This is a genomic window from Amycolatopsis pittospori (assembly GCF_013870525.1).
GTDB classification, from domain to species: domain Bacteria; phylum Actinomycetota; class Actinomycetes; order Mycobacteriales; family Pseudonocardiaceae; genus Amycolatopsis; species Amycolatopsis pittospori.
The window spans coordinates 116,988-131,105 of record NZ_JACBXD010000007.1 but is presented as its reverse complement, the minus strand read 5'-3'; the positions used below and the strand labels follow the sequence as shown (position 1 = coordinate 131,105).

The window sequence follows — 14,118 nt, the reverse complement described above, 5'->3', positions numbered from 1 at the left end:
GGATCATGGGACCAGGCTAAACGACCGCCACGGACTAATGCAACTGATTTTGCGTTAGGTTTCGGGGCATACTGGCGACGTGATCGAACGCCCGCACGTCCTGCTCTCCGCCGCGGTCTCGCTGGACGGCTACCTCGACGACGCGACCGACACCCGGCTGGTGCTGTCCAACGAGGACGACTGGGCCCGGGTCGACGGCCTGCGCGCGACCTCGGACGCGATCCTGGTCGGGGCCAACACGGTGCGCGCCGACAATCCCCGGTTGCTGGTCCGCTCGCCGGAGCTCGTCGCCGAGCGCGTCGCCGCGGGGCGGCCGGAACAACCCGTCAAGGTGACTTTGACCCGGAGCGGGACACTCGATCCGGCGGCCCAGTTCTTCACCGTCGGTGACGCCGAGAAGCTGGTTTACGCGCCTCCCGGCGTCGTCTCGGGCGTGAAGGCGACCGTCGTCGAACTGGTCGGCCTTCGCGCGCTGCTGGCCGATCTCCACGCACGTGGCGTGCGGCGGCTGATGGTCGAGGGCGGCGGCGCGATCCACACGCAGTTCCTCACCGAAGGCCTCGTCGACGAACTGCACCTGGCCGTCGCGCCGTTCTTCGTCGGCGACCCGCGTGCGCCGCGTTTCACCGGACCCGGCGCGTTCCCGCGCGGGCTGACACTCACCGGCACCACGCGACTCGGCGACATCGCCGTGCTGGAATACCATGCGACGCCGGAACCGTCCGAAGTGGACATTCTGCGCTTGCGTGAGGCCATCGCGCTGGCCGAGAACGGCCCGCCGCGCACGTTCCGCGTCGGCGCGGTCATCACCGGCGCCGACGGCGAAGTGATCTCGACCGGCTACTCGGGCGACGGCGATCCCGACAACCACGCGGAGGAAGCCGCGCTCGCGAAACTCGAACCGGGAGATCCGAGGCTGGCGAGCGCGACGATGTACACCTCGCTGGAGCCGTGCAGCTCCCGGACCTCACATCCGAGGAGCTGCACCCAGCTCATCCTCGACGCCGGTATCCCGCGCGTCGTGTTCGCCTGGCGCGAGCCGTCGGTGTTCGTCGACTGCGTCGGCGCCGAAACGCTGGAGGCGGCCGGACGCCGGGTGATCGAGGTGCCGGCCCTCGCCGCCGACGTCCGCCGCGCGAACACCCATATCGCGGGTGTCCGCCCCTGAGCTACTTACAGGCGCTGCAGCAGCCGCAGCCCTGACCCGTGCACGCCGAGCAGCAACCGTGGCGAAGCACGACCTTCAACAGACGCTTGATCATCGCTGTCCTCCCGATCATTGACGTCCCACCGCCCCTGTCACGCTAAGTTCTGCGCATACGACAGTGGTACCGCCGGGAGGGCCAAGGGGCTGCTCCAGCGGGTGACGTCAGGATTCGAGGTCGCCCTCCAACGAGAGGTAGACCTCGCGCAGCTGAGCCAAAAGGTCGGCGTCCGGCTCCGCCCAGAGCCCCCGATCGGCCGCTTCGTTCAGCCGCTCGATGATGCCGCGCAGTGCCCACGGATTGGCCTGGCGAAGGAACTCCTGGTTGACCTCGTCGAGGACGTAGGACTCGGTGAGCTTTTCGTACATCCAGTCGCCCACGACCCCGGCGGTGGCGTCGAAACCGAAGAGGTAGTCGACCGTCGCCGCCAGCTCGAACGCGCCCTTGTAGCCGTGTTTGCGCATCGCGGCCAGCCAGCGCGGATTGACCACACGGGCGCGGAAGACGCGGGCGGTCTCCTCGCCGAGGGTGCGGGTGCGGACGGCGTCCGGGGTGGTGCTGTCGCCGACGTAGGACGCCGGAGCGGTCCCGGTCAGTGCGCGGACCGTCGCGATCATCCCGCCGTGGTACTGGAAGTAGTCGTCGGAGTCGGCGATGTCATGCTCGCGGGTGTCGGTGTTCTTGGCCGCGACCACGATCCGCTTGTACGAGTTCTCCATGTCCTCGCGTGCGGGCCTGCCGTCGAGGTCGCGGCCGTAGGCGAACCCGCCCCACACGGCGTAGACCTCGGCGAGATCCTTGTCGTCACGCCAGTTCCCGGAATCCATCAGCGGCAACAGGCCCGCGCCGTACGCACCCGGCTTGGAGCCGAAGATCCGCGTGGTGGCACGGCGTTCGTCGCCGTGCGCGGCCAGATCCGCCCGGGAATGGGCGCGGACGAAGTTCTGCTCGTCCGGTTCGTCCAGGTTCGCCACGAGCCGGACGGCGTCGTCCATCAGGGTGATCACATGCGGGAAGGCGTCGCGGAAGAACCCGCTGATCCGCACGGTGACGTCGATCCGGGGACGGCCGAGTTCGGCGAGCGGGATCGCCTCGATCCCGGTGACCCGGCGCGACGCCTCGTCCCAGACCGGCTGGACACCCAGCAGGGCCAGGACTTCCGCGGCGTCGTCACCCGAGGTGCGCATGGCCGATGTTCCCCAGACCGACAGGCCGACCGACCGCGGCCAGTCGCCACGGGGGGTGGGATCCTCGGAGAGGGGGGCGGGAGAAACACTGTCGTCTTTGTAGCGGCGGAGAAGCGAGTCGGCGAGCGCCTGCCCGGTCTCCCAGGCGAGACGGCTCGGGATGGCCTTCGGGTCGACGGTGTAGAAGTTGCGGCCGGTCGGCAGGACGTTGATCAGGCCGCGCAGGGGAGACCCGCTGGGGCCGGCCGGGATGTAACCGCCGTCGAGGGCGTGCAGCACGGCGTCGAGTTCGCCGCTGGTGCCCGCCAGACGCGGCACGATCTCCGTGGCGGCGAAGGTCAGCACGCGGGCGACGTCCTGGTGTTCCGGCACGTCGGCGACGACCTCGGCGACGGCGGCGGGGGACCAGTCCCTGGCCTCCATCGCCTCCACGAGCGAGCGGGCGTTCTGCTCGATCGCGTCCACTTCGGACAGTGGAGCGTCGCTGTTCTCCTTCAGCCCCAAGGCCGAACGCAGACCCGGGACGGCCCCCTGCTTGCCGCCCCACATCTGCTGGGCGCGCAGCATCGCGAGCACGAGGTTGATCCGCGCCTCGCCTTCCGGTGCCGCGCCGAGGATGTGCAGGCCGTCGCGGATCTGGGCGTCCTTGACCTCGCACAGCCAGCCGTCGATATGCAGGAGGAAGTCGTCGAACTCCGCGTCGTGCGGACGTTCCTCGACGCCGAGGTCGTGGTCGAGCTTCGCGGCCTGGATCAGCGTCCAGATCTGCGCGCGGACCGCGGGCAGCTTCGCCGGGTCCATCGCGGCGATGTTGGCGTGCTCGTCGAGAAGCTGTTCCAGGCGGGCCATGTCGCCGTAGCTCTCGGCGCGGGCCATCGGCGGGATCAGGTGGTCGACGATCGTGGCGTGCGCGCGCCGTTTCGCCTGCGCGCCCTCGCCCGGGTCGTTGATCAGGAACGGGTAGATCAGCGGAAGGTTCCCGAGGACCGCGTCCGGCGCACAGGAATCCGAGAGGCCCGCGGTCTTGCCGGGAAGCCATTCGAGCGAACCGTGTTTGCCCAGGTGGACGACGGCGTGCGCGCCGAACTCCTGCTCCAGCCAGCGGTAGGCGGCCAGATAATGGTGGCTCGGCGGGAGGTCCGGGTTGTGGTAGATCGCCACCGGGTTCTCGCCGAACCCGCGGGGCGGCTGGATCATCAGGATGACGTTGCCCGACTGCAGGGACGCCAGGACGATGTCGCCGTTGTCGACGTAGAGCTCGCCGGGGGCGGGACCCCAGTGCTCCTCCATCCCCTCGCGCAGCTCCGCGGGCAGCTCGGCGAACCACTCCCGGTACTGGGCGGTGCTGACGCGGATCGGGTTGCCGGACAGCTGTTCCTCGGTCAGCCACTCCGGGTCCTGCCCGCCCGCCGCGATGAGCGCGTGGATCAGCGCGTCGCCGTCGGGCTGGTCGGTGCCGGTGGGCTCGACGCCGGGGAACGGTTCCTCGCCGAGGTCGTAGCCCCTGTCGCGCATGAGGCGCAGCAACTCGATCGCGGACGCCGGGGTGTCGAGACCGACGGCGTTGCCGACGCGGGAGTGCTTCGTCGGGTACGCCGACAGCATCAGCGCGATCTTGCGCTCATGGGGCGGCGTGTGCCGCAGACGCGCGTGAGCGAGCGCGATCTTGGCGACCCTCGACGCGCGCTCGGCGTCGGGTACGTACTTCGGGAGGCCGTCGTCGTCGATCTCCTTGAACGAGAACGGGACGGTGATCAGGCGGCCGTCGAACTCGGGGACGGCCATCTGGTTGCCCGCGTCGAGCGGGGAGAGGCCGTCGTCGTTCCCCGACCACGTCTCGCGATCGCTGGTGAGGCAGAGCGCCTGCAGGATCGGGATGTCGAGCGCCGCCATTTCGGCGACGTCCCACGCCTCGTCGTCCCCGCCCGCGCCGGCCCCGGACGGTTTGGTGCCACCGGCCGCCAGGACGGTGACGAGCAGCGCGTCGGCCCTGGCGAGCTCGGCCATCATCTCCGGCTCACGCGTGCGCAGGGACGCGCAGTGGATCGGGAGCGCGCGGCCCCCGGCGTCCTCGATCGCGTCGGAAAGGGCGTGGACGAACTCGGTGTTCCCGGACAGGTGATGCGCGCGGTAGTAAAGGATCGCGATGACCGGACCCTCGTTGCGCGAGGGGTCGCGTTCGAGGACCCCCCACAACGGCTGCACCGCGGGCGGCTCGAAGCCGTCACCCGTGAGCAGCACCGTGTCGCTCAGGAAGCGATGCAGCTGCGTGAGGTTTTCCGGCCCGCCCTGCGCGAGATACGCGTGGGCCTCCGCCGCCGTACCCGCCGGGACCGTGGACAGCTTCATGAGCTGCGCGTCCGGCGTCTGCTCGCCGCCGAGGACGACCACGTGCGCGCCACTCGCGCGGACCGTGTCGAGGCCTTCCTGCCAGCTGCGCTCCGACCCGAGGATCCGGACGACGACGATCTGGGCGCCGTCGAGCAGCCCGGGCAGTTCGCCCAGGTCGAGCCGGGCGGGGTTGGCCAGCCGGTAATCGACCTCACTGGCACGTGCGCTGAGCAGGTCGGTGTCCGATGTGGACAGAAGCAGGATCACGGCAGTCCTCACTCGGGGTGTCCGCGCCCCGGGTCGTGCGGTCGCGCCGGCCGGAGTTCCTGGCTTCCCCTCTTTCGGCTGCGAGGGGTGACAGTGGCGGGACCGCCCCGGACTCTCACCGGGTTCCTCCCTCTGCCGACGCGTGGGTTCCCGCTCACTCTCCGGTGCGGTCCGGCGGGAGTCAAGGTGATGTTCGGTGCGGTGCGGCCGGAGCCGTCGACGTCCGCGTGGCGGGTGCGTAGATTCGGCGACAACGGGCCCGCGTGCGGTGGCGCGAGTACCGCCGACAGCCGGAGCGGATCCCGGGACGGCCGAGGCGAACACCGCCGCCGGCGTGCCCCATCTGTCGTCCAGCGACATCAGGACCCACGCGCCCACGGCCAGGACGATCGTGCCTCGCCGGCCTGGTCCGTCGGATAGCAGAGCGGCGCCCAGCGCGGTGCCGGTGGTGGCCGCTATGAGGCAGGTTCGGGGTGGTCGGGTCGCTCGGGTCGTGGAGCTGTAGCCGGTTACGAGGATCAGCTTGTGGCGCGCTCCGCAACCGTCTGTCAAGGGCGGCTGAGAAGGCTTTCACGGAACACGGTCCCGACCCGGCCACCGTAGGTTCTGAACACCTCTTCGCCTAGGGCGTGGGCGGTGATCGCGCCGTTGCTGCCTGCGGAGACGGGGCAGCGGGGTAGCCGGTGCGCCGTGGCGTGATCTGCCGGAACGCTATGGGCAGTGGAAGACTGCGCATGAGCGATTGCGGAAGTGGACCGCGGACGGGACATGGGACCGGATCCTCAGCGCGCGGCCTGCGCCCGGAAAAAAGGGGGCTGCGCGGACTGGATCGAAGACCTCGTCATCGACGGGGAATACCTCGGACGCTCCCGAGGCGGACTGACAAGCAAGATCCACCTCGCCGTCGACGCCGCGGGGCTGCCGTTGGCGGTGATCCTCACCCCGGGACAACCCGCAGCCGCTGCCGCTGCTGGACGAGATTCGGGACCTCGACGTGGACGGGCGGAGAGTGCGGGTCGGGCGGGTGCTGGCCGACAAGGCCTACACCCACCCCACAGCACCCGCACTGCGCTACGGGAACGCCGGATCAACGCCACCATCCCCGAACGCGCCGACCAGGTCGCCCGCCGCAACGCCAGAGGCAGCGCGGGTGGCAGGCCACCGGCCTTCGACCCCGACCTCTACAAGCTCCGCAACGTGGTCGAGCGATGCTTCAACTGGCTCAAACAATTCCGTGGCCTGGCCACCAGGTTCGCGAAACGAGCCGCCTACCACCGCGCCGAGATCATCCTCGCCTGCATCGTCCTCCACCTCCGATGAAGATCCACAGGACACGCCTAACCCGAATCGCCGCTCACGACCTGCGAGGCCCGGTGCGGTGAGGTGGGCATGCCGAAGGGCCCGTCGCCGACGGGCTCTTCGGGTCGTGCGGGGTCATGCTGCGGCGCGGTGGAGGGTGTTGCGCCGGGGACTTCGTAGCGGGTCCCGGTACTGGGGTGGGATGAACTCGGGTAGCCCGTCGGCCGCCATGCGGACTTCCCATTCGCCGTGGTGGATCAGGCGGTGGTGGAAGCTGCAGAGTAGGACGAGGTTGCGGAGGTCGGTCCGTCCGCCGTCTGCCCAGTGGTGGATGTGGTGTGCGTGACAGCCCTTCGGCCGTCGGTGGCAGCCCGGGAAGGCGCAGCCGCCGTCGCGGATGTTCAGGGCACGTCGTTGGCCGGGTGTGACGAAGCGTCTGAGCCGTCCCACATCGAGGGGCTCTCCGGCGGCGTTGAGGACGACGGGGAGCATGAGGCAGTCGCAGGCGGCCATGCGGGCGTCGCGGGCGGTCATCTCCCCGACGAAATCGAGGCAGGCGGTCCCAAGCCCGGTTTTGAGCTCCTCAAGTCCGATGGTGACGTGCACCAGGGTCCGGTAACCGTTGGTCCCGGGCTGATCCGGGCAAGCGATCGCCAGATCCAGCAGATCAGCGAACGCGTCACCTTGACGTTCGGGCTTGGTCCGCCAATCGGCCTCGCCGAACTCGTCGGTCGGGCGGGGTTTGGAGTAGGCCTCGATGAACGCTGCTGTGCGGGCGCCGAGTTCATCGTCCAACAGGCCTTTGAGGTTCCAGAAGCCGTCTTTGCGGCGCTCCACAGTGAGTTCGCGGCGCGGCTGGGCAGGTTCGGGATCCTTCGGCTCTTTGCCGTCGGGGTCGAGCCACGCCAGCATCTGCTTCGCACATTTCGCGATCTCCGAGGGCCCGGCGTCACGGCCGAGATTCGCGAGCTGGTTCTCCGCACACGCCCGATCCTCCACCGAGGTTTCGGCCGGGATCTGCTGCAGTGCCTTCAGAATCTGATCGATCCGCTCGTCACCGACCAGCCCCTCGGCCGCGACAGCCGCAGTGGCAGGCGCGAATGGCGGGACTTCGGTGCCATCAAGCGCACGCGTCGGATTCAACGCGACCGCACGCTTCACCACATCCCCCGCCTCACCACGGGTCAGACCCGCGAGATCAGCGAACCACGCCTCCGTAGTCCCATAACCGTACAAATCCTTCGCGCCCCGAGACTCGATCTCCGCCAAGAACCGCCCCAGTCCGGCGGCGGCGACCCGCATCACTTGCAGGAAGTGTCGCGCCCCATGGGCAAGCTCCAGTTTCCCGGCACGCCACAACTCCTGCGGCAGCTCAGGAAGAACGGGAACCTCGGTCTCGGACACCCCTCAATAATACCACGCCTCGATCGAACACGTGTTCGTAATTTTACGCAACCGAGAAATGGTGCGGATACCACTGAAGGGTGATCCGGTCATCGCGATTCGACTACCGTGCGAAGGCATCGCATTTAGTCGACTAAATGCGGTGGGTGTGGCCTGTGTCCGAGCTGGCGCTCCGGCTTCTGGGTGGCGCGGAGGACCCGTTTCCTTGCAGCGAGCACGACGGCCGCCACCGATCGCGAGTCGATCCCCGCGATTCGACCACCCTGCGGAGGTATGGCATTTAGTCGGCTAAATGCGGCGGGTGTGGCTTGTGTCGGAACGGGTGCTTCGGCTTCTGGGTGGCGCGGAGGACCGTTTCCTTGCGGTGAGCACGACGGCCACCACCGATCGCGAGTCGACCACCCTTGCGGAGGCATGGCATTTAGTCGACTAAATGCGAAATCAGGAGAGCTCGAGCTGCGCCCGAAGCGCCGCGACCTCGTCCCGCAAAGCGACGACCGCTTCCGCGAGGTCCACCGGATCGACGGACATGGCCCACTCCCGGACGAGCCCGGATCGCACGCGGAGAACCTCCCTTTCCGCGTCGCGCACGGCGGCCGCCTGGGTGAAGTCCTGCGTTCCGATGGCGGCTTCCTTGCGTCGCCGGTGCTCGGCGATCTCCTCGCTGAGCAGGTCGATGTCGGCGGGCGGATCCGCACTCGTCGAACGCGTGATGGTCCGGCTGCCCCAGTTGCGGCCATCGTCGAAGCGGGCCTGGATCCGATCGTGGGTTTCCTGGGCCAGCGCGGGTGTCACACCGTGTTCGCCCAGCACGCGCGCCACGCCACCGCCGGCCGACAGCAAGGCGATGAGTGTCTCGGCGGGGCCGGATGAGGAACTAAGGACGTCGAGGGCTTCGGCGGTGACCGCGTGGTCCTCGAAGGAACCGGAAGCCGGAAGCACGTCGAGTTTCGACAACTGCCACACCAGGACGTCCTGCGAGATTCCCAGGCCGATCAGGACGAGGTGGCCGATGGCGGTGTCCAGTACGGCGAGCAGGAGTTCCTCTCCGCCGATCCGGTCCCGCCCCAGCCGGACCGCGTGCGCGTGCGCCCGCTCCAGCATCGTCATGCCGAACGCTCCGAAGAATCGCCGATCCGCGGGAAGGGCGCGGTGGAGAAGATGATCTCCACCGCGACCTCGAAGAACGTCGCGATCCGCAGGGCGAGGTAGAGGCTCGGGCTGTACTCGCCGCGCTCGAGGTAGCCGATGGTCTGGTAGTGCACGCCCAGCGCATCGGCGAGCTCGCGGCGGGAGATGCCCCGTTCCGCCCGCAACATCGCGATCCGGTTGTAAACGACCTCGCTCATGAGCTAGCCAATTCGCTGCATCGCCTTTTCCCGTCGTGCCGCCACCGAGGACCCGGATTCGCGCCGCGCCATGCGCCGCAGGACCACCGGGGCCAAGGTCAATCCGATCACGGCCCACGCGGTCAGCACGCCGAGGGTCTCCCACGGCCGCCAGGACTGCCCGATCTCGATGATCACGGTCGAGTCCGGAAGCAGCGACGAACGCATGCCGAGGCCGAGCCAGTACATCGGGAACACCTGCGCGATGCCCTGCAGCCATTCCGGCAGTGCGGTGATCGGGTAGAAGATCCCGGAGATCGCGCCGAGACCCAGGGTGGGCAGCATGATCAGGCCGATGCTGCGCGCGTTCGTGGTCAGCGAACCGAAGATCGCGCCGATCGGCATGGTGGCGAGCAGGCCGAGCACCAGCACCCACAGCAGGCCCAGCCACGACGTCAGCCCGCCGGGGGCGATGCCGTCGAACAGGATCAGGCTGGGGATCAGCACCAGCAGGATCCCGATGACCGTGCTGAGCGAAGTCGTGAACACCTTCCCGACGAGGTAGCCGACCATGCCGTTCGGCGTCGCCTTGGCGCGCAGGAGGGTGCCGTCCTCACGTTCGACGGCGAGGACGCCCGCCATCCCGAGCATGCCGTTGAACACGATCGACGCACCCAGCACGCTCGGCACGGTGGCGGCGCCGAGCGAGAACTCCATGCCGGGCAGTTTCGAGTCGCGCATGAAGAACATGACGATCACGAAGATGACCGGGAAGAGGAAGAGGTTGATCAGGTCTTCGCGGCTGACCATCATCTGGCGTGTTTCGAGCCAGCCGCGTTCGACGCCCAGCCGGACGCTGTGCTGAACCGGGTTCATCGCACACCCACCTCCACCGCGGCCTCGGCCTTGCGGACCAGGGTCATGTACGTGTCTTCCAGGGATGCCCGCCGGACTTCGAGGTCGCCGATGGCGTCACCGTGCTGCTTGAACAGTTCGTGCACGTACTTCGTCGATTCCGTGGTCGAGTGCACGAACCGCTGGCCGTCCAGTGTCCAGCGCACCTCGGCCTCGCCGGCGATCTGCCTGCTCAGCGCGTCGGCGGAACCGTCGGCGACGATCCGGCCGTGGTTCAGGATCAGGATCCGGTCGGCCAGTTTCTCGGCCTCGTCGAGGTCGTGGGTGGTCAGCAGGATCGTCGTGTCGTCGTCATCGGTCAGCCGGTGCACGAGTTCGTGGAACTCGCGCCGCGCCTCCGGGTCGAGTCCGGCGGTCGGCTCGTCGAGGAACAGCAGCTCCGGGCGGCCGACGATGCCGATCGCGACATCCAGCCTGCGTCGCTGGCCGCCCGAAAGCATCCGGATCCGTTTGTTCGCGTGCTCGGTCAGCCCGACCGCGGCGACCAGTTCGTCCGGATCCCACGGCCTTTTGATGTGCTCCGTGGAGTACGGCGCGTAGTAGCCGCCGAGGTGCTCCAGCAGTTCCCGTACCCGCCATTTCGCGTGGTCGCGCCAGGCCTGCAGGACGACCCCCAGCCGCGCTCTCCAGTTCTCGTCCGCGTGCGCCGGGTCGATGCCCAGCACGCTGACCTCGCCCTCCGACCGCATCCGGAAGCCTTCGAGGATCTCGATCGTGGTGGTCTTGCCCGCCCCGTTCGGTCCCAGCAGGCAGATCACCTCGCCCCGGTGCGCGGTGAAGTCCACGCCGTGGAGGACGTCGGTCGTCCCGTACCGCATCCGAAGATCTTTGACCGAGATCATCAGGTCGTCTGGATCTCTCATTGGGTCACCCCCATCTCAGTGCTGCGATCGAATGTAGCACGTCTACTACATATGATCCGAGGGGTACTAACGTCGAAATGAGGCATCTACAGTGAGCGCATGTCCACGAGCGCGCGTGTCCGAGCCGACGCGTGCCCCGGCGTTTTCGCCACGCACGACGCCGCGGACGGTCCGCTCGCGCGGGTCCGGCTGCCCGGCGGTGCCATCACGAAAGACCAGCTCAGGGTCCTCGCGGACGCCGCCGACGACCTCGGGGACGGCGCCCTCCACCTGACCTCGCGTGGCAATGTCCAACTGCGCGGTGTCACCCGTCCCGGTCTCGCGAGCAGGCTTTCCGCGGCCGGTCTCCTGCCCTCGCCGTCGCACGAACGCGTCCGCAACATCCTCGCGTCGCCGCTGAGCGAGGTCGCCCAACGTCTCGCTCCGGCGCTCGACAAGGCCCTGTGCGCCGTTCCCGAGCTGGCCGAACTCCCCGGACGGTTCCTCTTCGCCTTCGACGGCGGACGCGGCGACGTCGCCGGCGAAGGCGCCGACGTCTGCTGGCGTGACGGCGCACTGCTGCTCGACGGCACGGACACCGGGCTCCGGATCACCACTGAAAACGCCGTCGAGGCGCTGATCTCCGTCGCGCGAAACTTCCTCCGGGTCAGGGGAACGGCCTGGCGGATCAGCGAACTCCCCGCCACGGAACCTCTTCTTCGTGACATACCCGGCGAAACGGTGAAGCCACAGACCTTCGCCACGAAGCCGGGCCTGCCGATCGGTCCTCTCGGCGACGCCATCGGGGTCGCTCCGGTTTTCGGCCGCCTGACGTCCGGGCAGGCGCGCCAGATCGCGAAGGCCGGAGACGCCGTGGTGACGCCGTGGCGGTCGATCCTCGTCCGCGGAAAGCTCGAATCCCGGACGGGCCTGATCACCGATCCGCAGGAGCCCGCGCTCGGCGTCAGCGCCTGCATCGGACGGCCCGGCTGCGCGAAGTCGCTCGCCGACGTCCGCGCCGACGCCGCGCGGATCGGGCGCACACCCAGGGCTCATGTCGCCGGATGTGAGCGGCGGTGCGGGAAACCCGCGCACGAGCACGTCGACGTGCTCGCGACGGAGGACGGATATCTGGTCGACGGGGCGTGGGTCCCGGTCGGCGAGCTGGCGAAGACGTTGGCAGAGAAGGGAACGCAGTGATCGACTACATCCGCGACGGGGCCGAGATCTACCGGCATTCGTTCGCCACCATCCGCGAGGAGGCGGATCTCGCGATCCTGCCCGACGACGTCGCGGTGCTGGCCGTGCGGATGATCCACGCCTGCGGGATGGTCGACCTGGTCGACGACCTCCGCTACAGCCTCGACGTGGTGGAGTCCGGCCGTGCCGCGCTGGAGGCCGGCGCGCCGATCCTCTGTGACGCCACCATGATCGCCTCCGGCGTGACCCGCAAACGCCTGCCCTCGGCCAACGAAGTGCTGTGCACGCTGACCGATCCGAAGGTGCCCGGACTGGCCGAGCGGATGGGCACCACCCGGTCCGCGGCCGCGCTGGAACTCTGGCGCGACAAGCTGCCCGGTTCCGTGGTGGCGATCGGCAACGCGCCCACCGCCCTGTTCCGGTTGCTGGAAATGCTGGACGAGGGGGTCGGCGCGCCCGCCGCGATCATCGGTGTCCCGGTGGGCTTCGTCGGCGCGGCGGAGTCCAAAGTGGAGCTCGCGCACCGCGCTCCCGCGCCGTATCTGGTGGTGCACGGACGCCGTGGTGGCAGCGCGATGGCCGTCGCCGCGATCAACGCGATGGCGAGTGAGGTCGAATGAGCGCGCTCGGGAAACTCTGGGGTGTCGGACTCGGCCCGGGCGATCCGGAACTGATGACGGTCAAGGCCGCGCGGCTGATCGGCGAGGCCGACGTCGTCGCCTATCACAGCGCGCGGCACGGCCGGAGCATCGCGCGGTCGGTCGCCGAGCCGTATCTGCGGGACGGCCAGATCGAGGAGAAGCTGGTCTACCCGGTCACCACCGAGACCACCGACCATCCCGGCGGCTACGAGGGCGCGATCGCCGATTTCTACGAGCTGAGCGCGAAACGGCTCGCCGAGCACCTCGACGCCGGACGTGACGTGGTCGTCCTCTGCGAAGGCGACCCGTTCTTCTACGGCTCCTACATGTACATGCACGAACGGCTCGCCGACCGCTACGAGGCGACCGTGGTGCCCGGCGTGACGTCGGTGAGCGCTGCGGCGTCGGTGCTCGGCCGCCCGCTGGTGCAGCGCGACGAGGTCCTCACCGTGCTGCCCGGAACCCTGCCCGCGCCGGAACTCGCGCGACGGCTGGCCGACACGCAGGCGGCCGCGGTACTGAAGCTCGGACGCACCTTCGGGAACGTCCGGGAGGCGCTGGCCGAGGCCGGGAAGCTGGACGACGCCTTCTACATCGAGCGCGCGACCTGGGAGGCGCAGCGCGTCGAGCCGCTCGCGGACGTCGACCCGGAATCGGTGCCGTACTTCTCGCTGGCGCTGCTGCCCAGCCCGGCCTACGCGTCGCGGCTCGCTGGGGAGCCGGAGCCGTCCAAGCCCGCGGAGACGCACACCGGCGGCGAGGTCGTGGTCGTCGGTCTCGGGCCGGCCGGCCCGGGCTGGCTGACCCCGGAAGCGGCCGAGGAACTCGCGGCCGCCGAGCACATCGTCGGCTATGGCCCTTATGTCGCGCGGGTCCCGCAGCGCGCGGGTCAGCAGCGGCACGCGTCGGGCAACCGCGTCGAGGCCGAACGCGCCGTCGAGGCACTGGAACTGGCCGACGGCGGCGCCAAGGTCGCGGTGGTGTCCTCGGGTGACCCGGGCGTGTTCGCGATGGCGTCGGCCGTGCTGGAACAGGTCTCGGCCGGGCACGGCACGGGTACGCGGGTGCGGATCGTGCCGGGGGTGACCGCGGCGCAGGCGGCCGCGTCCCGGGTCGGCGCCCCGCTCGGGCACGACTACTGCGTGCTCTCGCTGTCCGATCGCCTCAAGCCGTGGGAGATCATCGAACGACGGCTCGACGCGGCGGGTGCCGCGGATCTCGTGCTCGCGCTGTACAACCCGGCGTCGCGTACGCGGACCACGCAGCTCACGCAGGCTCGCGACGTCCTGCTCCGGCACCGCGCTCCGGAGACACCGGTCGTCGTCGCCCGAGACGTCGGCGGTCCTGAGGAGGACATCCGCGTCGTCACCCTCGCGACCCTGGATCCGGCGACGGTGGACATGCGCTGCCTGCTGATCGTGGGCTCGTCGAAGACCAAGGCCGAAAACGGGGTGGTCTGGACGCCTCGCAGCTACGAATAGAGGGGACGACTACTCCCT

Annotated in this window: 10 protein-coding genes, 1 pseudogene and 1 riboswitch; of the genes and pseudogenes, 5 read left to right on the top strand and 6 right to left on the bottom strand. The window is 69.2% G+C overall.

Translation table 11 applies throughout. The annotated features are described in order from the left end of the window. Positions 1 to 79: 79 nt before the first annotated feature. On the top strand, positions 80 to 1,168 hold the full coding sequence (locus H5J31_RS06090; protein WP_181771466.1) for a dihydrofolate reductase family protein: 1,089 nt from the start codon (positions 80 to 82) through the stop codon (positions 1,166 to 1,168). A gap of 201 nt (positions 1,169 to 1,369) precedes the next feature. On the opposite strand, the gene cobN is transcribed toward H5J31_RS06090, so the two are convergent. Next, the gene (cobN, locus tag H5J31_RS06085) at positions 1,370 to 4,990 is read right to left on the bottom strand and encodes a cobaltochelatase subunit CobN (protein WP_181771465.1); all 3,621 of its coding nucleotides are present in this window, start codon (positions 4,988 to 4,990) and stop codon (positions 1,370 to 1,372) included. A 53-nt stretch (positions 4,991 to 5,043) separates the two neighbouring features. Further along, positions 5,044 to 5,119, bottom strand: a riboswitch (cobalamin riboswitch). 550 nt (positions 5,120 to 5,669) lie between these two features. Between cobN and H5J31_RS06080 the strand changes: the two are divergent. Then, positions 5,670 to 6,310 (top strand): annotated as a pseudogene (locus H5J31_RS06080) (IS5 family transposase); the annotation flags it as partial. Positions 6,311 to 6,424: 114 nt separating this feature from the next. On the opposite strand, the gene H5J31_RS06075 reads toward H5J31_RS06080, so the two are convergent. The 5 genes from H5J31_RS06075 to H5J31_RS06055 all read right to left on the bottom strand — a co-directional run bounded on the left by H5J31_RS06075 (position 6,425) and on the right by H5J31_RS06055 (position 10,799). Beyond that, the gene (locus tag H5J31_RS06075) at positions 6,425 to 7,693 is read right to left on the bottom strand and encodes an HNH endonuclease signature motif containing protein (protein WP_181771464.1); all 1,269 of its coding nucleotides are present in this window, start codon (positions 7,691 to 7,693) and stop codon (positions 6,425 to 6,427) included. Between the two features lie 441 nt (positions 7,694 to 8,134). Continuing rightward, a complete protein-coding gene (locus H5J31_RS06070; RefSeq protein ID WP_181771463.1) occupies positions 8,135 to 8,803 on the bottom strand; it encodes a hypothetical protein in 669 nt (222 codons plus the stop codon). After that, positions 8,800 to 9,042 (bottom strand): helix-turn-helix transcriptional regulator, encoded by a 243-nt coding sequence (locus H5J31_RS06065; RefSeq protein ID WP_181771462.1) that lies wholly within the window; start codon positions 9,040 to 9,042, stop codon positions 8,800 to 8,802. Before H5J31_RS06065 ends, H5J31_RS06070 begins: the two co-directional genes overlap by 4 nt. A gap of 3 nt (positions 9,043 to 9,045) precedes the next feature. Then, positions 9,046 to 9,897 carry an ABC transporter permease gene (locus tag H5J31_RS06060; protein WP_181771461.1) on the bottom strand — a complete coding sequence of 284 codons (852 nt, stop codon included), beginning with the start codon at positions 9,895 to 9,897 and terminating at the stop codon, positions 9,046 to 9,048. Continuing rightward, positions 9,894 to 10,799 (bottom strand): ABC transporter ATP-binding protein, encoded by a 906-nt coding sequence (locus tag H5J31_RS06055; RefSeq protein ID WP_181771460.1) that lies wholly within the window; start codon positions 10,797 to 10,799, stop codon positions 9,894 to 9,896. Before H5J31_RS06055 ends, H5J31_RS06060 begins: the two co-directional genes overlap by 4 nt. Positions 10,800 to 10,898: 99 nt before the next feature. On the opposite strand from H5J31_RS06055, the gene H5J31_RS06050 reads away from it, so the two are divergent. From H5J31_RS06050 to H5J31_RS06040, 3 genes are read left to right on the top strand one after another with little or no spacing between them, the layout of a single operon-like run. Continuing rightward, positions 10,899 to 11,978: a precorrin-3B synthase gene (locus tag H5J31_RS06050; RefSeq protein WP_181771459.1), complete on the top strand. Its 1,080-nt coding sequence runs from the start codon at positions 10,899 to 10,901 to the stop codon at positions 11,976 to 11,978. After that, complete coding sequence (locus H5J31_RS06045) at positions 11,975 to 12,598, top strand: precorrin-8X methylmutase (RefSeq protein WP_181771458.1); 624 nt, start codon at positions 11,975 to 11,977, stop codon at positions 12,596 to 12,598. Before H5J31_RS06050 ends, H5J31_RS06045 begins: the two co-directional genes overlap by 4 nt. Then, positions 12,595 to 14,100: a precorrin-2 C(20)-methyltransferase gene (locus H5J31_RS06040; RefSeq protein ID WP_181771457.1), complete on the top strand. Its 1,506-nt coding sequence runs from the start codon at positions 12,595 to 12,597 to the stop codon at positions 14,098 to 14,100. The genes H5J31_RS06045 and H5J31_RS06040 overlap by 4 nt, the downstream gene beginning before the upstream one ends. The last annotated feature ends 18 nt before the right edge of the window (positions 14,101 to 14,118 follow it).